Annotated in this window: 9 protein-coding genes and 2 pseudogenes; 7 read left to right on the top strand and 4 right to left on the bottom strand. The window is 46.2% G+C overall.

Translation table 11 applies throughout. From position 1 onward, the window contains the following. Positions 1–120: 120 nt before the first annotated feature. Together AC286M_RS22040 and AC286M_RS22035 are read left to right on the top strand one after the other, a co-directional pair. Entirely contained in the window at positions 121–4,887 is a 4,767-nt protein-coding gene (locus tag AC286M_RS22040; protein WP_488206436.1) for a two-partner secretion domain-containing protein, read from the top strand. 57 nt (positions 4,888–4,944) lie between these two features. Then, complete coding sequence (locus tag AC286M_RS22035; RefSeq protein ID WP_488206435.1) at positions 4,945–7,686, top strand: CHAT domain-containing protein; 2,742 nt, start codon at positions 4,945–4,947, stop codon at positions 7,684–7,686. Here AC286M_RS22035 and AC286M_RS22030 read toward each other — a convergent pair. Genes AC286M_RS22030 through AC286M_RS22015 form a run of 4 tightly spaced genes read right to left on the bottom strand, consistent with a single transcriptional unit; the run spans position 7,659 to position 12,817 of the window. Then, complete coding sequence (locus AC286M_RS22030; protein ID WP_488206434.1) at positions 7,659–8,462, bottom strand: DUF928 domain-containing protein; 804 nt, start codon at positions 8,460–8,462, stop codon at positions 7,659–7,661. The genes AC286M_RS22035 and AC286M_RS22030 overlap by 28 nt on opposite strands. A gap of 11 nt (positions 8,463–8,473) precedes the next feature. Further along, entirely contained in the window at positions 8,474–10,984 is a 2,511-nt protein-coding gene (locus AC286M_RS22025; RefSeq protein ID WP_488206433.1) for a CHASE2 domain-containing protein, read from the bottom strand. Between the two features lie 25 nt (positions 10,985–11,009). Continuing rightward, positions 11,010–12,047, bottom strand: coding sequence for a DUF1822 family protein (locus tag AC286M_RS22020; RefSeq protein WP_488206432.1), 1,038 nt, complete (start codon positions 12,045–12,047; stop codon positions 11,010–11,012). 44 nt (positions 12,048–12,091) lie between these two features. Next, positions 12,092–12,817, bottom strand: coding sequence for a sigma-70 family RNA polymerase sigma factor (locus tag AC286M_RS22015; protein WP_488206431.1), 726 nt, complete (start codon positions 12,815–12,817; stop codon positions 12,092–12,094). A gap of 480 nt (positions 12,818–13,297) precedes the next feature. Here AC286M_RS22015 and AC286M_RS22010 point away from each other — a divergent pair, with 480 nt between their 5' ends. The 5 genes and pseudogenes from AC286M_RS22010 to istA form a co-directional block, all read left to right on the top strand. Then, entirely contained in the window at positions 13,298–17,686 is a 4,389-nt protein-coding gene (locus AC286M_RS22010; RefSeq protein ID WP_488206430.1) for a S8 family serine peptidase, read from the top strand. Between the two features lie 103 nt (positions 17,687–17,789). After that, the gene (locus AC286M_RS22005; protein ID WP_488206429.1) at positions 17,790–18,350 is read left to right on the top strand and encodes a hypothetical protein; all 561 of its coding nucleotides are present in this window, start codon (positions 17,790–17,792) and stop codon (positions 18,348–18,350) included. Positions 18,351–18,547: 197 nt separating this feature from the next. Then, positions 18,548–19,735: a glycosyltransferase gene (locus AC286M_RS22000; protein WP_488206428.1), complete on the top strand. Its 1,188-nt coding sequence runs from the start codon at positions 18,548–18,550 to the stop codon at positions 19,733–19,735. A gap of 129 nt (positions 19,736–19,864) precedes the next feature. Continuing rightward, positions 19,865–20,968, top strand: a pseudogene (locus AC286M_RS21995) (IS256 family transposase); the annotation flags it as partial. 125 nt (positions 20,969–21,093) lie between these two features. Beyond that, a pseudogene (istA, locus tag AC286M_RS21990) lies at positions 21,094–22,206 on the top strand (IS21 family transposase); the annotation flags it as partial. Positions 22,207–22,366 lie beyond the last annotated feature (160 nt).

Below are 22,366 nucleotides of genomic sequence, written 5' to 3'. Positions count from 1 at the left end.
TACTGATGGTGATTCTTAATGTGTAAACCTTTCAAATAACTTTGATGTGTATGCGTAAAATACCGAGTTTTCTCTTGATACTCTTTTGGAGTATAGGTGTAATCTTCGGAGGCGATCCGCATGTCTTGCCAGCAGCCTAGTAGGCACAGCAGTATACCTGTCAGGTTTTCCCTATTGCTAATGTTTAACCTGATGCTAGTGGGGAGTGATGATTGGCTGAAACCTGCGATCGCACAAATCGTGCCGGATGATACATTGGGTGCCGAACAATCGCTGCTTAATCTAGATGGATCTTGGAATGGAACCCCGACCCACCTGATTGAAGGGGGCGCGATTCGCGGGGGAAATTTGTTCCACAGTTTTGCTGAGTTCAATGTGAATACAGCAGAGTCAGTCTACTTTATACACCCAGATGCAGTTGATCGCATCCTGACTCGGGTTACTGGAGATAACACCTCGTTCATTGATGGTACTTTGGGAGTCGCGGGCAATGCTGATTTATTTATGCTGAATCCCAATGGCATTCTCTTCGGTCCTAACGCTCGCTTAGATATTCCAGGTTCGTTTCTGGCCAGTACCGCGGATAGCTTGAACTGGGACAATGGTTCAGCCTTCAGCGCCAGCAATCCACAAGCGCCCCCTTTGCTGACAATTGATCTTCCCTTTCGTCTGAACTACACACCGGAGAATAACGGGGTGCTACGCAGTCAGGGACAGTTGGCGGTTGGGAGTAACTTGACACTAGCTGGACAGCAGATTGAGTTACAAGGCAGCTTGGCAGCAAATTTTGATATCAATATCTTAGGTAATCAGACGGTACAAATTCGTGATACGACAGACCAACCGTTCCGAACTACCGCCCAAGGAAACCTCTTGATTCAAGGCGATGAAGGAATTGATATCTTTGCGCTCAATCATCCGGATAGTTGGTTGGCTTCCGGGCAAAATCTAACACTCCGCTCAGATGGAGATATTGTTGGTGATGCCCATTTTTGGAGCAGCGGACATTTCGCGACGGAAACCCTGTCCGGCCAAAGTGCCAATTTACTGAGTCCAAATGACCCCATCATTTTGGCAGGGGGAGATGTCACGATAGCAGACTATATCCCTACTCCTGCTGATACGGCTGCGTCTCTTCATATTTTGGCTGGGGGCAGCGTCACATTAGGTGATGTTGTCATTAATGCTCGTGGTGATGACACGGACACAATTAACCCTAACCACCCCGTGGAATTTATTCAAGGTTTGGCAGACGTTCCCTTATCTGATGGGGCAGAGGTCGCTATCGACGGTAGTAATGGACCAAACGGGACTTTGACGCTAGATGTTCGAGCGGGAATTGACTGGTCTCAAGTACCTGGCTTTCCTGGTGATTCAATATTCGGGGTTGTTAACCCACTACCTATTTTATCGCCGGCTACTGGTGCTGATATTAGAGTGGGTAATATTCAAACTGCTATCCCCACGCAAGCTCCTTTACGTGGTGGTACAGTTCTCCTCACTAATCAATATTTTTCTAATGGAATCCTAGGCAATATTGTAACAGGAGAAATTAGCTCTATAAGCGGAGCAAATGGGGGAGGCTCAGTTGTGATTGACTCTAGGGGAGACATTAATGTTGGTGATAATGGTAGAGGCTTCAGTATCTCTGCAAGACCGCTAGACCCTGGGCTTCCTACAAGAAATGGTGGAAATGTTCGCCTTCTAGCGTCCGGAAAGATCGCTATTTCAGACTCGATCGATGTTAGTGGTGCATTGGGAGGAACAGTCACTATCAGAACTGATACTGATCTGAATTGGACTACTGACATTATCAGTTTTAACTATGGCAATGCACCGAACAACATGCAAGGTGGAAGCATTAATCTTGCATCTGGCAGGGCGATTATTATTCGTGATGGTGCTAGAGTCAATACGGCAAGTCCAGGTTCTGCCACCGCTAGAACTGGCAGCATTAATATTTCAGCTGCTGAGACGATTACAATTCAAGACGGTGCTGAAGCGAATACAGCTAGCCAGGCAAGCGTTACAGCTGGAGCAGGAGACATCAATATTTCGGCAAACAGATTAGAGCTAATCAATCCTTCCAATGTACAAAGCGATTCAGCATTGAAGGCTCAAGCTCGTGGAGAAGGGAGCGGCGGCACTATAACAGTTAATGCAGCAGAAGTTTTCTTGGATCAAGGCTATATATTTGCTAATACTCTAGGCGCTGGAGATGCAGGGAATGTTGTTATTAACGGAGATCACCTCACGCTGCAAGCAAATCCAAATCGTAATAATGCCTTTCCGTTTATTTCTGTAGCAAGCCAAGGGGCCGGGAATGGTGGAACTATCACAGTTAATACGCCGACAGGTGTGACCGAACTACTAGGAACAGACCAAACTGGGTTACCTAGCGCATTTATCTTTGCTGGCTTTAACAGTGGAAGTCCTGGTTCTCTAGAAATTGATACTCGTGAATTATTAGTGAGAGATGGGGCACTAGTTTCTGGCAGTGCTCTTGGTCGTCAATCTTCAAATTCTATGGTTAAGCCAGGGAGAATTACAATCGAGGCTTCGGAACTAATTGAGGTTAGTGGCAGTGGCCCAAGTCTTCCCAGTAGTTTGGTTCTTGAGACAGCATCCGATAATGTTGGTGGGGGTGAGTTTATCCTCTCAACCCGTCAACTTCGAGTTCTTGACGGCGGAAATATATCAGCCCAGAGCATTAGCGATGCCGATGCCGGGAGATTAATAGTTGATGCTGATCTCATCCAAGTCAGTGGTGCATCAACAGATGGTTCTCCAAGTCGTCTATTTTTCAGCTCGCAAAGCTCAGGAGAAGCTGGAGACATCGAACTTAATGCAGATCAAGTTTTCGTAGAAGATCAAGGCGAAATTTCATTTAGTGCGACAGGGACAGGGAATGCGGGCAATCTGTCCATCGATACTCGTACTCTGACCATACAGAATGGTGGTTCAATTCAAGGCACAACTGAAACGACCACAGGTGGCAACATTCAAGTCACTTCAACTGACGGTATCGCGCTCGATAATGGTGAAATCACTTCTGAAGCAACAGAAGCGGGTAACGCGGGTGAAGTTACACTAACAACCAATGGTTTATTGGCACTTGTAAATAATTCACGCATCACAACTGAAACGACGACCGGGCAGGCAGGTAATGTCAATGTCACGGCGGCTAACGTGGACATTATTAACAGTGATGTGTTGTCTACCGCAACCAGTGGTGAAGCAGGCACAGTTGGCTTTACCGTCGATGGCACCTTGAAGCTGCAAGAGCAAGCCACAATTTCCACTTCAGTAACAACAGGTCAGGCTGGAGGTATCGATATTGATGCTGATGGTGGCCTCAACCTCGCGAGTAATAGTACAATTTCATCCAGCGCTCAGGCTACAGGCACCGCTGGTACCATCACTATCGATATGATTAATGGTGGCTTAACCACTCAGCAATCCAACATCACGACCTCGGCTGAGGAGAACCGAGCCGGGGCGATCGCCATCAACGCGGCTAATGGTATCAACCTGAGCGGAACAACCCTGACTTCAACCGCAACCACTGGTCAGGCTGGAGCCGTCAACCTCGCGACCAACGGCAATTTGAGCCTCCAAAACCAATCGACAATTTCTACCGTCGTTACCACCGGACAAGCGGGCACCATTACCCTTGCCGCCGATACTGGCGTTAATGCCCAAACCAGTACGATTTCGTCCAGCGCTACCGCCGGACAGGGACAGGCGGGCACCATTACCTTCACCACCCCCGGCATCCTAAATCTTCAGGCAATGAACTTGACCACCAATTCTGTAAATGGTACAGCGGGGGCAATTCAGGGCACTGGAACACAAGGCATTGCGTTAACCAATAACCAAATCACCTCCCGCGCGACCGGAACGGGAAATGCAGGCGCACTACGGTTCACGACTGCTGGCGATTTTTCAATTAACAACACCAACCTCACTACAAATGCGCTGGATGGGACAGCTGGCACCGTCACCCTCGAGAGTGGGCAAAATATCACTTTGGCCAACAGTCAAATCAGTTCTCAGGCTGATGGTAATGGCGTAGCTGGAAGCATCATCATTACAGCATTGGATACATTAACTTTGACCACTGCAAGTATTCGCACCGACTCTGCGGGAACTGGCATTGCCGGAGATATTGTGGTGAATTCAGATCAGCTGGTTCAGCGATCGGGCTCCAGTATTGCCGCCACCACTTCTGCCGCTACAGGGGGTAATTTAACTTTTAATAATCAGACCCTGATTTTGATGGATTGTTGTAACAATGAAATTTCGGCACAGGCTTTTGGTAACGCTAATGGAGGAAACATATTTTTCAATTTTAGTCAGAGCGGTGGATTAATTATTTCTCCTGGCCCCCTAAGTCATAATAATGATGTTGTGGCCAATGCAGAATCCGGCAATGGAGGTTCTATTTCTCTCAAAAACTTCTTAGGTTTGTTTGGTCTAACCCCACTCAATTTTGTTCGTCTTGAAGAAGGTCGTACACCACAAAGCGACTTTACAGCTCGCTCTGTCTCAGGAGAAGACGGCAAAGTTGAGATTAACTTGAGAGACAACGTAGAATCAGAACTTTTATCTGACGAGTTTGCTGGTGAAGAGATTGCCAGTGCTTGTGCAGCAGGTGCGACATCATCTGAAGAAATTTTGCGCGATCGCACTTCTACCTTCACAATCGTCGGTAAAGGCGGACTGGCGCTAGGTATTAATGAACCGTTGAGTAGTGATTCTACTCATGTAAGCCCAACTGAATGGCCAAATGAAGATGAGCAGATCCAGGTGGAAAGTAATCTTACTTCGCTTGAACTGCCTATATATTCCAACGAAAAGTGGGCATGCTTAGAAATGTCTCCCTAAGCCGTTTAATTTTTCGGCTTGTTTTCTCTGAGACCGCTTTTCGATCAGGGTTCTACTATGCCAGTTATCCACCGCTCCCATTGGCTTAAGTTCGTTTTGTGGCTTTTGCTAGGTGTTATTTTGAGCTGCCTTTGGTTCATACCAGGCAACTTACCTAATTACAAGGCAAACGCTGCCGATCCACCTGTAGCTTATCAAGAAGGACTTGCTGCCTATGAGCAGGAAAACTATGAGTCTGCGATCGCACGTTGGAATTCCCTACTTTTTCAAACTAGCGATCTAGCAAACCGAGTTACGCTGCTCAACAACTTATCTTTGGCTTATCAAGCTCTTCGGGACTGGGATGCAGCGCAGGCAACAATTGCAGAAAGCTTAACGATTCAAGGTTACGATCTGCAACAGCGACGCATTGCAAGTAATCCTGATGACCCTCTATGGTTTGCCAAAAGCCTCGATACATATGGGCAACTACAATACTCGAAAGGTAATACTGAAGATGCGATCGCATTTTGGCGGCAAGCTGAACAATATTACGATTCCACTAAAGCAAATCATCTCCATCTACTTTTTGAGAACCAGCTGAACCAAGCCCGTGCTCTGCAATACATAGGCTATCATTTGGAATCTCAGCAGCTACTAGCTAACCTGTATGAAACCTTTAGTAATAGTAATGTTCTAACGCTTGACGAACAAGTTGATCTTGCAATCTCTCTAAGCAAAGTGTTTCGGCTAATTGGTCAACTCGGATCGAGTGATGATACTAGTCATTTGTCTTCCTTCGGCGTACTTAACAATATGCTAAGTCAAACAGCTTTGATGTCTTCAAAGAGTCTTAGCGCCTTCTATCTAGAATTAGGGAATACCTACCAAAGTTCTTTCGAGGAATATCAACGGATAAAAAATGATCAGTTTGAAATCGATGAGCCTGACAATGATAAGTCGGACTCTAAAATAATAAATGTTCTAGATTACTACTGCAAAGCGGCTGCTAATGCTTCAACACATCTCCAAAGCATTCAAGCTCGACTAAATAAGCTCAGTTTCCAAATACGTTTGAATGAGCTCGGTTTACAGGAGTATATTAATCCATCTGAAACTAATTCTCTTATAACTGACTTACTAAGCAATTTCGGCAGATTGCCTATTAATCGCTCTAACCTATGGGCAAGAATAGTATTTGCAAATCATGCTACCAAACTGGTTAACCAACAGCCCTGGTCAGCACTTTCAAGCAGCCAACTCGCACAGTTTATGGCTGATACAATTTCTCAGACAGAGGAATTTGGCAATAAACGCTTATTAGGTGAAGCTTGGGGTAGTTTGGGGCATTTATATGAGGTTACTCGACAGAGCAGTGCTGCTAAGGAAGATGCGTTACGAGCAACAAATGAAGCTTTACGTACAACGCTAAATAGCAACCCGTCGGAGCTAGACTATCGTCTCCAATGGCAATTAGGCCGCATTCTAAAGAAGCAAGGAAAAAATGAAGCTGCGATCGCGGCTTACACAGCAGCAGTGCAAGACATTGAGTTTCTTCGCCGCGACCTAGTGATACTCAATCCTGATGTTCAATTTTTTTTTCGTAAAGATATTGAACCTGTTTACCGTGAGTTAGCTAACTTGTTACTAAAGGATAAAGAACCAACTCAAGCCAACCTCAGGCAAACTCGCGAAATCATTGATTCTCTTCATCTTCTTGAAATTGAAAATTATTTGCGTAGATCTTGCACTCAAGCAAAGCTAGAGGAAGTTGATGAAATAGTTGAAGAGCAGGATGAAAAATCAGCTTTCATTTACACAATTGTTTTTGACAATAATGTGGATATGGTGATTAAGTTTGCGGACACCAAAAGATTGCTCTACTACAAAATACCTACACCACCAAGAAAGAACTTAATAAAAGAGGTTTATTTATTTAGGAGTTTGCTTGAGAAAAAAGACTCCTCTTTTCAAGAAAGTATTAAAAGAAGCGGAAGCCATCTGTATACCTTACTCATAAATCCTATTACAAAAGACTTGGATGAACACCATGTCAATACCTTGGTTTTTGTTTTAGATGATGAACTCTTGCAACTTTCTACAGCTGCATTATTTAATCCGGACACACACAGATACCTAATCGAGGATTATGCTACTGTAGCAGTACCAAGCTTAAAGCTTTTTCAACCAAAGAGATCGAACACCAAAGATTTAAATATCCTAGTAGGAGTTTCTTCAAAGGGGAATAGAGAACTTAGAGTCAATCCACTACCATCAGTAAGAGATCAAGCTAAAGATATTCAAAACCTTGCCCATCAATCAAAAGTTTTTGTTGATGAACAATTCTCGATTAATAACTTTCAACAGGCGCTATTAACCAGTAAGTTCCCTATTGTGCATATTGCAACTCACTCAGAAATCAGTTCCCAACCAGAGAAAAGCTTTATCTTAACTGGGCAATTGGAGAAAGTTACTACGCACGAAATGAAAAATTTGTTAGATATCAGAGAGCAAAACAATCCCAACCCAATAGAGTTACTATTTCTTAGTGCCTGTAATACTGCCAGAGGAGATGCAAGGGCACCCCTAGGAATGGCTGGTATAACCATTGCTTCTGGAGCAAGAAGCTCCGTCGCGTCACTCTGGTATGCAGAGGATCAAAAAAGTACATGGCTTGTGAAAGAATTTTATTCTGTCTGGTTAAATAATCCAAATTGGACAAAAGCAAAAGTTTTGCAGGAGAGTGCTAAAACTTTTATCAATGAAAATGTTCAACCTGTTTATTGGGCTAATCATTTGTTAGTCGGAAGTTGGCTATGAAGTCTAAAATAATCAACTATTTCCTCTGTGGCAATCTCTTCTAGGCCAGCATCTCGAAGCAGCTGAACCCACTCGGTTTTATGCTCGTGCTGAACAAAGGCCAATTCTGATAGCATGTCATACCATAAACCCAACTGACCTAACATTCTTATACGATCATAAGAAGAAGCTCCTAATAGTTCAGATTGCATATCTTCATTTAAATCAACTCGTTGAATGCGACCAGATACAGTTATATCAGAAGAATCTCCACCAGGCACAAATTCAACTGTTAGAGTCCATCGATAGTCAACACCTGGTTCAAGAGTATTACCACTAGGAAAAGTTATTCCTATAACACCTGGAGTACCATAAACATCAACTGGCTGTCTAGGTACGACTATTTGGCCATCTGGATCAATCAAGGAAAACATTAAAGCATTAAAAGCACCTTTCTCGTAAGGAAGATATACGAAAATAGTTGGTTCATTGAGAAAAGTCTGGCCCCAGACAGTAGGCAAATTATGGATATCAAATGTTGCATCTCTGTCATCTTCTGGAACGTTTACTACAGCCGTTAATGGCTTATTAGAAAATGGGATACAGTTGACATCAGTTTCAAAACATGTGGGCTGAGGACTACCACCTGGATTAGTATCCTGAGAGCTACCTGAACTCCCTGTTGTTTTAGGTACAAATTCCAGGGGAGTATATATTTCGGCATGTGCTTCTACATCATAAACGGTTGTGGTTATTAGAAAAGTAATAACAAATAATCCACTAGAAAATATCTTCACTTTCAATTCTCCTATGTTCTTGTATATTCTTGTTTTGATACAAAATTCTGCAGCGTGAAAAGCATACATTGAGACAAGATAAACGCGAGTACAGCAGGGATAAACGGAATCCAGCCTCCACGAGCCATCATCAGGTTACAAATTAGGAACAAAATCCAGATAGATAGTATAGAAAATAAAAGTATATATATTAAGTTGATTCTCCGAAATAAAAGTGTTGAGCTACCTAACAAAGACCAAGCAAGTATCCAAATAGCCTCTTGCCATTCACTCCACCACCAGATTAAAGGTCTTCCTGCCTCTATTCCTTGAATTAATTGACTAATCATGTGTGCATTTGCAACTATACCAGGTATCTCAATTCTTCGATTCCTTGAATCTCGAAAAGGTGTTGTAACAGTAGTAGAATTTCCGTCAGTTGGTGTTGTTGTGCCTATCAAGACAAGTTTATTTTGATAGCGATTTAAATCTTTTCTAGAGATATTATCCTCAAGAAGATCTTTCAAATTGATTTGAAGGGTAGGTTTTTTAATATCCCTCGTCCTTCTATAATTCAATAGCATTTGATAGTTACCTGTATCTATAGAAGCGTATCCACCAGAATGCTTTCTAAGGCGATTCATTTTTTTAGTATAGGAGTCTTTAGCGAAAACAAACTCTTTATATTTTCCTTGCAAGCCAATCTCAAATTTTTTTATCTCGCCTAGATAAAATTGTGCGAGCAAAGCACTAAATGAAAGCATATCTTTCATGTCAGGTGGTGGAACACATTCAGAAGAGCCTGGAATACTTCCTGTTTCAATAAGCTGTCGTCGAAGCACTGATTCAACAGGCTCTTTCAAAAAATTGGAAAATCCAACGTGATATTGATTGGCGTTTAAGATTCTACCTTTCCCAAAATTATCTCCATATTCATCTACAGTAGGAACAGAGCACGTTGTAAACAAGTTGGCAGATTTGCTTTTCAACCTATCAACTAAGTAAGGGTATTTATCCTCTTGAATAATATTTCCAATGGATTTTGGTTGTAGATTGGCGAATCCAATAGCTATGGGAGAAAGCTTTTCATCAAGCTTTTTGATAGCCATTTCAAAAGCTTGATTTGAGATTGATTGATTTTCCTGAAACCCCATCTGTTTGTCAGTCTGATAGCTATTTTCCCCATCATTTAATACAAGTAGAATTTTGTCATCTGTAATTTCAGGATGTCTTTCCCATTGTATTTGCATCAAACTATCATAAGCACTGAGTTCATATTGTTCGAGTAACCCAATCCACCTGCTAGTTAGAATAAATCCTGCCGCTAACAGGCTTGTTAAAATCAGTATAAATATTCTTTTTTGTAAACTTGCGCTTTCTGAATACTTATATTGTACTTTTTGTTTTTTGGCTTTTACAAATTCAGATATAAAGTTACCCGCGACTCGCCCCCCAGAGTGTAAACTTCTCCAACTAGGGGCTTGAGCGGTTGGATTTTGGCAAAGGACAGGTAGCCAGCTTGCACAGGGATACTCTTTTTCCAGGATATGTAGCTTCTCGCGGGCATCCCGCACGGCTAAGTGCAGTGGATATCCTGCTGAATAGGCTTTTAGGAAATGCTTCAAAAACTGCTGGGCCACTTTATCAGGCACAGGCTCCCGCATAACCACAAGCTGCGGCAAGTTCAGCAACTCTAAATCAGCTGCCAGTCCTAAACCATCGCAGGAATTGAAAATCGCAAGCTGTAAACCTTTTGAGATAGCTGCTTTAAGCCCATGCTTTAACTCTTTGATGGATAGCTGATCTGTTGGATTGAGGTGAATATAGCCTTGGTCTTCGGCTGTATAGCCATGTCCAGCAAAAAAGAGAATATCCCAGGACTGGTTGTAGAGAGTCTCCTGTAGTTCTTCTGGCTTTGGCTCATCTAAAAATGTGATGTCTGCATCTGGCAGATTTTGCAGGAAATGCCGATCCGCCTCAACGTCAATTCCAGTGCTGTTGCCGATAATAGCTAGGATCCTAACGTCTTCATGGTCAGAAGATTGGTTCTGTATAAACTGGCGCTCATAAATCGATGGACTGAGGGCGACTTCTGCGTGGCTGTAGCGATCGAGCAAGTTCCATTGCTGCCATGGAAGCTGTCGTAGTTCAGGATTGTCTGTAGAGAGCAAAACCCGAATCTCATCATCTGGATCAAGCTTTTCACGGATGCGATCGCAGATTTCTCGAAAAGAGTCAACCTGTAACCACTGCTGAAACTCAGCAGATAGTGCTTGGGCATACTCCTGACAAGCCTGATATTGCTGGATTGAGCCACCACCATAAACAATCTGGCCCGGCTGGATCCGATTAGTGGTGCAAGATAACCCTCGATAGGTTTGTCGCCACTGATGTAACCTACTGACTAGCTCTACATTAGCTGGCAAATATCCCTTACAAACGACATCTGGTAACTGGCCTTCTTGTCCTAGCTCTAATTCAATTTCAAAGCCTTGATAGAAGTTGCCATCAAAGCCTAGCTTAACTCGTCCGCGCATGCTCATAAATTGGTTTGTGTAGCATTACTTTTTAGATCACGAATGCAGTAATATCGCTAAAAACTTTGTGATTAATATCTTGCCAAGTCAATTCGGCACTAAAACTCTCTCCAATTTCGCCCGTAAAATTAGAAAAAGATAAAAACGGAGTGGCATCTAAAGCTTGTGCTTGCATAACCGATGTCCCAGCTTCGTTAAGTAGCTTAAGAACCAAGCCATTAGGTAAATGGCTTAATTTTTCTAATGGATGAACGCTAAGTTCAAAACGAAATTGGTTTGCTGATAAACTTGCTACTTTTAGCGTAAGCCAAACAGCTTGTTGACCTAAACTAACTTGTTTGCGTTGGCAGGTAATATCAAGGTATTGATCATGATCAGAACTTGTGTGATTTCGATAACTTAATGTAGCTAAACTAGAAAAACTCTGTTCCAGCGTAATCAGACTGCCCATCATGGTATCAACAAACTCCCAACCCACCGAGATTTGCTGCTGTAGCCATTGCTGAATATGAATCACAGGTGGGCCACCCTGTGCGGCAATATCAGCATTTACAGATTGATTTTGGGTAGGATGCTGATTAGACCGGCGCTGAGCGCTTTCTAGTAGTTTAAATAGATCGGTTGTGGAGCCTAAGTTTTCAAGTGGAATCGATTCAGCATTAACTGTTGGCAAGAATCCTAAAATAGTAGCTTGTTCTAGATCTTGGTTGAGCTTGACTGCAATATATCCAGCGCGATCGCACCATGTTTCAGGTGGAACTTTCAAGCTGTATTCGTTCGGCAATACTGGACGACATTCGAGTCTGCCAATTCCTTCAACATATAGATCTGCAATATCTGCTAACTGATGGCTAATGAGATCACGACTTTCGCTTAGAGTCCAATCAGTCTCAAAGCCTAGACGCTGTAGAAATTGCTCTACTGCACAAACGGCAAGAATATTAATGTAAGCCCGTTTTGCAATGAGCGGATTATTGTGTTTGTAATATTGTAAGAACTCTTCGGCGCGACTTCGATCGCGATTACTTAGAAAAATAGTCGGTTGGATTGAAGCGAGATCAAGTTTCATAGCGGGACACAGTAGAAAGGTTGCGATTATGTCTTTATCTAGACTTATAAAAGTAATTCTCGAATTAGCGGCAGGAACTTGCTTAGCTGACGACGGTAGAAGCTACTTAACGTGGGTATTGGGATATTGAGTTGATCAGATAATTCTTGCCAAGATCGGCCTTCAAAAAATTTATGAATCACAATCAATTGGAAGCTAGCTTCTGGATAACCTTCAACATGAGCCGCTTTAAACATACCCTTGGGATCACTTTCAATTAGCTGCCGAACATCGTTAGATTGCTGTATATTCTCATTCGGTTCATTCGCTGGAAGTTTTTCAATCGGGTCTGTATCTAAATCGGATAGCGTTCGTTTAGGAACCCGTTGTTCTTTGGGATTTTGGAACTGGTTCAGTGCCATAGTATAAAAACGTCGCGAGAGCAGAAAGTTGAGCCAGGTCATCACGCTTGCTCGCTTAGGTCTGTAATCGTCAATGCGATCGCATATGTAAACCATCAGCTCTTGCACGGCAACTTGCCAAATCTCATCATCCGCCCCTTGAAAGCTAATAACTCGTGACACAGCGCGAGGGCGATATAGGCGATTTGACTGCAAAACGATTTCACACAGTTGGGCTAATGCATGACTACGCTCCTTACTATAAGTAGGATAGCGCTGCGCTTCGAGCGCAAGATGCTGGAGTAGTTCATCTTCATTCATATCAGATGGATTTGAACGAGCAGTAGACTTAAGCGTCTCTACTGTGTTCTCAGGTTTGCGATTGCTCATTTATGCAGCATCCCCCAATTGATTTCCAGGCAAATCCTTTACACGATACTCGATCTGCCCGCATTTTGTCAGTATATACACTCAATAAATTGTATTTTAATATACTTGCAGCTTGATTGAATCTAGCACTACAACTTCAATAGCACTACATATACAAGGATGATCTGTAAAGAACGGACTAAGTTATAGGTAAGTTTTCTGCACTTTGCAGACGTTGTCCGATCAGATCGCAAATAATTTTTCGCGAGTCTGCATAATTTCACTCAGTAATTCAGAAATAGATAAAGAACAGGATTTTCCAAGCGATTCCATAGCAAGACATCCACCTCGTCACTTGGAAGTCAATACAGCTTTTGACAATTTGTTCAGCAAGTACCATACGCCCAAAGCTAATAGCGCTCGACTTATATGGCTTCAGTGCTGAGGCTGACGGGACGGCTGAGCTGAACAACCAAACCCATGAACAAGTTGAGAATATCAATGAACCGGAAAGAGCACTCCCGCCAAACTCCCAAGCTAAAGGCATTTGTTTTAGAACCTATTTTGACACCCAGCGGATTACCATTTGATATTGGTGAAGAAACAACAGATTTATCAAATCAAGACATCGATTTAGTCGATGATTTTGATATAGACGCTAGTACCGAAGCATATATTGATGAGACGCTTGATACTGAGACAGATAATGTAACGTTTATTTCGGAGCTGCCCAGCGATATTAATTTTGTCGAGGAGCCTTTCACATCTGGGGTTTTCACGGTTGATGACTCTGGAGAGGTGACGGTTGACTTTCTGTTTGACGGTGGTCGCTATGAGGGTGAACTGGCCATCTTTAGCCTTGATGGCATGGATAAGTTTGAACCAGGATCAGGAGACTTTATTCAGGAAGCCGCTCGGCGTGCACTGAGCGATTCTGAGTTAGGCCACATTGTCATCCGAGATCGCACAGAAGGTGCTCGTTTTAGTGGCTCTTTAGGAGAAGCAAAAGACTGGAATCGGGACGATTATTTGGGGGCTAAAACATTCCAAATGCGCCCAGGTGACGAGTTCGGTGTCATGTTAGTGCCTAACAGCACTGTTGAGAAGGTTTTTGAGAATCCAGACGTTAGTGGCCGTCAAACACCTCTATTTTCCATGTCAACAGCCAACCCAGATGACGCCTTTCATGTTGGCCAACTTGTTGATGTTACGGGCGACGGCAACACCTTTGTCCTCGAAGATCAGCGCATGGATCTAGGGTCTGACAAAGACTACAACGACCTAATTTTCCAAGTTCGAGGAGCTACAGGTAAAGCAACTTTATTAGATGAAGTAGTCGATCCAGCTGATGATTGGCGGAACACAACAGATCTGGGGCAAGCGTTAGTGGAGTATGCTAAACCCTATATCACACCCGATATTCCCGAAGAAACAGAAGTCGTCGAGTCCGCTTCTTCCGTTACGATCAGCGATCAACCTATTGCAGATACTGAGTTGATTTCGGAAGAATTGCCATCTCTAGATGTTTTAACTAGTAATGTTTTAGTTGATGCGGTTCCTGAAGATCAACCACTGATTGGCATTATAGATACCGGATTCAATGGCAATAATCCAGACATTGACTATTCCAATGTCACACTTGGTTCTGATCGCGTGGATGGCGACCTCAATCCCTTCCTGGTACCAGGTGAAGGCAATGAGCACGGCACCCACATCCTGGGTTTGATCGCCGCCGAGCAGGATAACGGCCTGGGCATTGATGGGATCAATGATGATGCACCGGTTTGGATCGGTCGCGGCATCGGGGCGGGAACTTGGGCGGAGTCACTGATTGAGTTTGTTGATGCGGCGCAGGAATCGAGTCAGCCGACAGCGATCGCGAATCTCAGCCTTGACTTAACCCAAGTCAGCCCCACAGGAGAGATAACCACTCGTTATGAATTCACGCCGATGGAAATGGCGGCTTTGGAATATGCCCGTCAGAATAACGTATTGGTGGTGGTCGCAGCGGGTAACGACGGTGCCGCCATGTCGGCACTGGGACAGGCTTCACAACAGTTTGACAATATTGTGACCGTGGGTGCGGCGGAAACAGTCAAAGGACAAACGTCGATTTGGCAAGGAATGGATCGAGCCAGCTATTCCAACTCTGGTGACGCGCTCACGCTGATGGCCGATGGTGGTAACTTGGAAGCCCCGGTGTTATCTACTGTGGGTAATAGTGTCGACATGATGTATGGCACCTCTGTTGCCACGGCAAAGGTGACGGGTGCGGCCTCGCAAGTATGGGCAGCGAATCCTGATCTGAGCTATCGCCAGGTGATTGAGATTCTGCAAACGACGGCCACTGATCTAAATGCGGTGAATGCTGATTCGGAGACGGGGGCTGGATTTCTGAACTTGGCCGCAGCGGTGCATTTGGCGCGGGCAACCCAGGGAGAACCTTACACGCCTGACCTGAGATCGCTCCCTACGACCTGGAGTGGTGAGGGAATCTTTACACCAATGGAACGCGCTGCTCGTTATCCCTATGAAATGAAGGATGATGAATCGCTATGGGGTATTGCCCGACGCGAACTGGGGGATGGCAGTCGCTGGCAAGAGCTCACCAGGGATGCGGCTGGCCAGATTCCCTTTCAGCCAGGAGAAGTGACCAACCTCCCAATTGGGCAAGTCGTCTACATTCCTGGCACAAATCCCACTCCCACGCCTAGCCCGGTGACGCCAGTCTCGCCTGAGGCTGCCCGAGAAGCGGCATTCAACGCTTTTCTCAACGTGTTCAATCGCTATCAAAGTGCCCCTTGGCTCGACTTCATCCGGCGAATCTTTGACCGGGGCTACACGCAGCCCGATACGAGACTCAACCCCAAAGCACCGGAAGTCGGCCCCGGCACCGCACCCGTGAATCCGGGGGAAGTTTCGCCCCAGCAAATGCCCAAGACCCTGAGCGGTAAGAAAATTTTGCTCGATCCAGGTCACGGCATTGGCAACACGGGCTTCGATCCAGGTGCGGTCGGCAATGGCACCACTGAAGCGGTGGAAAATTTGCATCAGGCCAATTTAGTCGCGCAACATTTGCGGCAACTGGGTGCAACCGTCACGGTGTTGGATGAAGCCTTATCTCTGGCGCAAATTGGACAGCGGGCAGCGGGGCAAGATTTATTTGTCTCGCTCCATCAAAATGCGTTTAATAATCAGGCGCAAGGACATGAAGTGTTGTCTCAACCTGGCTCACCACCGCAAAATGCCAACCTGGCACAGGCAATTAACAGTGAATTGGATAACATTTTCCCGGATGCGATCATTCCGAACCGTGGTACCAAAACTATGAATTTAGGCGTACTACGGAATGCCCCCGCTACGGTGCCCGCCGTGTTGGTGGAATCCTTATTTATTGATGCGCCGGGCATGAGTCGCGCCAATGTGGAAAAAGCCGCAACCGCCGTCGCTCGTGGAATTGAAAAATTCTTCACAGGTGCGGTCACGGGTTCAGTGCCGAATGGCCCAGTCGATAACGTCTCGCCGGAGCAGCTCGGCATCACAGAGCCGCTCGGTACTGGCACGGTGAATGCTAACGTCGGTTCTATCCTACTGAACTTTAGAACTGAAGCTTTCGTGGGAGCAACCATTTTGGACACATTGCCCCGAGGCACCACCATGCAGGTCTTAAAGTCGGTGACAGGGGGAAATTACACGCTGCCAGGGACAAACATTATTCGCAACGACTGGTATCAGGTGACGGTGAATGGCCAAACTGGCTATGTCGCGGCCTATTACGTCGATTTGCAGTCCAATACTCGTCCCCTCACGGTGCGGCTGAGACCTGGGAACAGTAATCTCACTTTTGGGCGCGGCCAGGAATGGATCACCTCAACCGGGTATAAGTTTATTTTCCAGGGAGACGGCAATCTAGTGCTTTATAGCCCCGCTGGTCAAGCGTTATGGGCAACGGGTACAGAAACTAAGGGAGCTGATCGCTTCGTGGTGCAAGCGGATGGCAACGTGGTGCTTTATGCCGGAACGAAGCCGCTTTGGGCGACGGATACCGCCGGAAATCCGGGCTCCTATTTTGCCATCCAGGGAGACGGCAACTTGGTGGTGTATTCTGCCAGCGGCAAGCCGATCTATGCCTCAGGTACTAATGGAAGCAAACAACAAACGCTATCATCCTCCCATAACTGGCTGAATAAAGCGCAACCGATCAATAAGCCGGGTTATGTTAACTCTTCGATTGGCTTGAATTTCCGCACTGGCCCATCCGTTGGTGCTACGAAACTGGGCACGTTAGCCAACGGCACCAATTTGACCATTCTCGCCAAAGTATCTGGGGGCGCGTATTACCCCAATAATCGCACCGATTGGTACAAGGTAAAAGTCGGGAACCAAACTGGTTATGTTGCGGCCTACTACGTGAAGGAAGGAACCAACAATCCTGGCGGGGGCAATCCTCCCCCAGGCGGACAGTCTGCGCCTGTGATGTCTTTAGGCGAATTTGATCAATGGCGTAATCGCCCTCAATATACCAGTAACAATCCCTTTCCTGCTAAGGGTAAGAACTGCACATGGTATGCCCATGGTCGTATGTTGCAGTTAGGCTACAGCGAGTATGCACTGGATAGTATGTGGGGCAATGCTGGCACCTGGGATAATACTGCTAGCCGAGGAGCACGGGTAGTGGGCAGTCCACAAGTTCCCTCCATTGCATTGTGGGAGGCTAATGTAGGTGGCGCTGGCAGCGTAGGTCATGTAGCCGTTGTGGAGCGCATTAATGCGGATGGCTCAATTTTGGTTTCTGAATCTAACTGGGCTGGCCAGCGCTATAACACTCGCACCATTCAGCCGGGTAGTCGGTCATGGCCTAGTAAGTTTATTACGGTGCCAAAAGCATAAATAAGCTTCTTTATAGAAGCTGTGCGATCGCCTTGCCTCCCTTGAGGCAATCGCCACTCTTCTTTCCCTCTTAAAATCAATTCCACCATCGTATTTTTGATCCATGAAAACCAATCAAAACACCCGAAAGCTTTTGGGGCAGCTCGGTAGTGCCATGCTTTTTACGGGTGCACTGGCGATCGCCCAACCTGCCGTTGCGCAAACACCAATTCCTACTCCCATCCCCAGTGATCCGTTGGAGCGGTGGATTGCCTATCCAGCCCCTGAAGAGCAACAAGTTGAAGCGATTCAGGCGTTTTACACGGCTCGCACTGATTTGGTCGTGCGAGAGCAGGCGATGCATCTCTCCGGGCTCTGGGTTCGATTGACCTGTTTAGCTCAGGTTCAACTCTGGCTGGCTCGACATCTGGTGGATTCATTACCTCCTCCTCGGCAACGCTACCTGTCGGTACATCGCTCGGCTTGCTTGACTCCTCGTCGGGTTCAACGGGGCTTTTCTCGACTTATTTCCCAGATCGGCTCGGTTGCCGTCCCCTCCAAACCTCGGGGTATCTCTCCCAGACGACCAATGGGCACTCGCTTGACCCCTCGGGTTCCTTGTCCACGCGTCAAACGTCCTCCTCGCAAACGTTGTCCCTGTAGGCAGTCATCTCACACTGCTTAATCTCCTCTCTGAGCCGTTAACTGTCTGGCGATTGGCTTGCCGGACAATTTCGTTTGTCCAAAATGCAGTAGGAGTCAATGCCTCTATAGTGCTGAAATGCTACACGTTAAATTGTGAACAGAAAACTGCATAGAATAACCACTAAGTTTTGGATAAATTAATAGATCAATATCTTAGTTTTGCTGAGTTTATATTTTATGTCATTTCTAATAGATGAATCATTGAATATTTGCTTAATCGCACCTAATTTATTTGGATTTAAGGGTGGAATCCAAGTTTATTCGGCAGAGTTCCTGAAGGCACTACAGCAGCATCTGTCCGATGCTCAGTATCGAGTGTTCTTAAAGTATGACAGACCCGATCATGCCCAATCTTGGTTTAGAGAAGATACCCAATTTTGCTGCTTTGGAAGATGGCCTAGATGGTTGCAGAGCGTCTTAATGACCTTAGCTTTATTTTGGTCAGCAATTCGGTTTCCTAACAGCGTCATGATTACAACCCATGTGAATTATGCGATCGCATGTCGTTGGATCAAGTTTTTTACCGGAACGCCTTACTGGATTGTGGCGCATGGTTTAGAAGTCTGGGATATTGGAGCTCCGCAGTTGAAAGCCTCTCTCCGCCAAGCAGATCGTATCTTAGCGGTCAGTCATTACACCCGTGATCTCATCTTGCGAGAGCAACAGCTTGCTCCGGAACAAGTTATTGTTTTGCCTAATTTAGTGGATGGTCAACGGTTCCAAATTGCGCCGAAGCCACAGTATCTTCTACAGCGATATGGTTTGAAACCAGAGCAGAAGGTAATTCTGACGGTTACGCGGCTAGGCAAGCTGGATACCTATAAAGGATATGAGCACGTTCTGCGATCGCTAACTGAAATTCGCCAGCATATTCCAGATGTGCATTATCTGCTGGTTGGTAAAGGAGATGATACACCTCGGATACAGCAACTGATTCAGGGATTGGGGCTTCAAGATCACGTCACACTAACAGGCTTTATTCCGGATCAGGAACTGGCTGACCACTACAACCTCTGTGATGTCTTTGCCATGCCCAGCACGGGGGAAGGGTTTGGCATTGTCTATCTCGAAGCGCTAGCCTGCGGCAAGCCCGTGTTAGGTGGGAATGTTGATGGCACAGTCGATCCATTGCTGCATGGGAAGTTGGGTGCACTCGTCAATCCAGATGATGTATCTGAAATTGCCCAAACGCTTACGCAGATTTTACAGGGTGAATACCCGAATCCGTTGATGTACCAGCCTCAAATCCTGCGACAAGAAACGCTCCAGCGATTTGAACGTTCAAAATTTTATCAATCTGTTGCATATTTAGTGCCCCTACTGGCTGAAAAGAAACTAGGCTCTGCACCACATCCCTTGTTCTGACAAGCATTGGGCATAAGTTGAGGAATAGATCCAATGAGTAAACTGAAGATTGAAAGGGATTGTAAATTAGATTGTGTCAAAGGTCAGAGATGAGATCTAATGAACTATTGAACCTAAGAGACTCGTACTATGACTTTTCGACCTGAACTCCTGGATGAATTGCTTAAAGGCTATCAGAATCCCGAAGACCTGCTGGGGGATGGAGGGATTCTTAAGCAGCTCACGGCGGCTTTGGTGGAACGCTGCTTGAATGCGGAAATGAAAACCCATCTGGACGAGCAACAGGCGGAGCCTGAAAGCGACGTCAAGCCAACTCGTAACCGCCGCAACGGCCACAGCAAGAAGACCATCAAAGGGGAGTTTGGAGAAGCTCAAATCAATGTTCCCCGTGACCGCAACAGTGAGTTTGAACCCATCATCGTCAAGAAGGGGCAGACCCGCTTCGAGGGCTTTGATGACAAGATCTTGTCCCTCTATGCCAGGGGCATGAGTACCCGTGACATTCAGGCTCAACTGCAAGACCTGTATGGCGTTGAGGTCTCAGCCGGGCTGATCTCGAACGTCACGGATGCGGTTGAAACGGAGCGTAAAATTTGGCAAAATCGCGCGCTCGACCCGGTTTATCCCATCGTCTATTTTGATGCCATCGTGGTCAAAGTCAGACAAGACGGGCGGGTGATCAACAAAGCGATTCACTTGGCGCTTGGGGTTAACTTGTCTGGCACCAAAGAACTCTTGGGGATGTGGATGACCCAGAACGAGTCTGCCAAATTTTGGCTTCAAGTGCTCACAGAGCTGCAAAATAGGGGTCTCAAAGACATCTTCATCGCTTGCTGTGATGGCCTCACTGGCTTTCCCGATGCCATTGAAGCGGTCTTTGCTCAAACCCAGGTGCAGTTGTGCATTGTTCACATGGTACGAAATTCACTCCGCTATGTGTCCTACAAAGACCGTAAGGCGGTTGCAGCAGACCTCAAGCTGATTTACACGGCCAGCACTGAGACTGAAGCAGAGCAGCGCTTAGTTGAGTTTGCCGAGCAGTGGGACCAGCAATATCCAACCATTAGCAGGTCTTGGCTTCATCATTGGCAGCGGATTATTCCCTTCTTTGCTTTTTCACCGGAGATTCGTAAAGCAATCTATACGACCAATGCGATTGAATCGATGAATATGACTCTTAGAAAGGTGATTAAAAACCACCGAGCTTTTCCAACCGATGAATCTGCTATTAGACGACAATGACATAGGCGGGTGAGACCTGCCGACGACAGTTACACAGCCGGGTAGAGAGCACCATTTTTTATCACCTGTTCCAGTTGTCGTCATAGAAAAAGACACTAGAGGCATCTCCCAAGAATGTGGGGAAGCCACCAGTGCCCAAACAAACTATTCAAAGTTATCAAATCAAAGTGTATAAGAAAGCGCGAGAGCTCGGCCTAACGCAGAGTGATGCAGCTGCGATTGCCGACTTTTCAGACCGAACCGGTCAACGAATTGAAGCAGGGACGCATCAACCCAATCGAGGTCGCTTGCGGGATTGGCGCACCAGCGCCGACCCGTTAGCTGGGGTATGGGAAGACGAGTTGGAACCGATGTTGCGGCGTGAGCCAAGACTGAAGCCAATGACGTTGTTCGAGTACTTACAAGAGCGCTATCCGGGTCAATATCCGCAAGTGCTGCGCACCCTGCAACGGCGAGTGAAAACGTGGAAAGCATTGTATGGTGAAGCACCGGAAGTGATGTTTGAACTACGCCACGAGCCTGGGGTGATGGGCATCTCCGACTTCACGGAACTCAAAGGCGTTGAGATTACGATTAACGGTCAACCGTTTGAGCATCTGCTCTACCACTACCGCTTGGCCTATAGCGGTTGGCGCTATGCCCAAGTGATTCAAGGGGGCGAGAGCTTTATCGCTTTATCGGAAGGGTTGCAGAATGCGCTGTTTGCCAGTGGTGGAGCCCCCAAGGAGCATCGCACCGATAGCCTGAGCGCCGCCTATCGCAATACCGGTGGCACAGGTCGCAAACCGTTGACTCGCCTGTATGATGACCTGTGCCACCACTACCGTCTAGAACCGACGCGCAATAACAAAGGGATTGCTCACGAGAATGGCGCGATTGAGTCTCCGCATGGCCATCTGAAAAACCGCATCACCCAAGCGTTGTATCTGCGGGGCAGCCATGACTTTGAGAATGTGGCCGCCTATCAAGCGTTCATTGCGGCTTCGGTTGATAAGCTCAATCAGCAGCACCAAGCCAAGTTTACCGAAGAGCAGAAGCATTTACAGCCCCTGCCCAATCATCGGGTGGCTGATTATGAAGTCCTCACCGCCCGCGTGAGCACGCGCAGCACCATTGACGTGCGCTGCATCCTCTACACGGTGCCCTCCCGGTTAATTGGTCGTCAGCTCGAACTGCATCTGTATCATGACCGCATCTGTGGCTACCTGGAGCGCCAGTTGGTGGTGGAACTGCCACGGGTGCGCGTGACGGCCAACGATAAACGGCGCGCCCGGTGCGTCAACTATCGCCATGTTATCGAAGGTCTCAGGCGCAAACCCCGCGCCTTCCTCTACTGCACATGGCAGCACGACTTATTGCCCAATGACCACTATCGCTCTCTATGGCACC

The organism is Thainema salinarum CENA647, from assembly GCF_057732415.1.
This window is presented reverse-complemented; position numbering and strand designations above follow the sequence as displayed.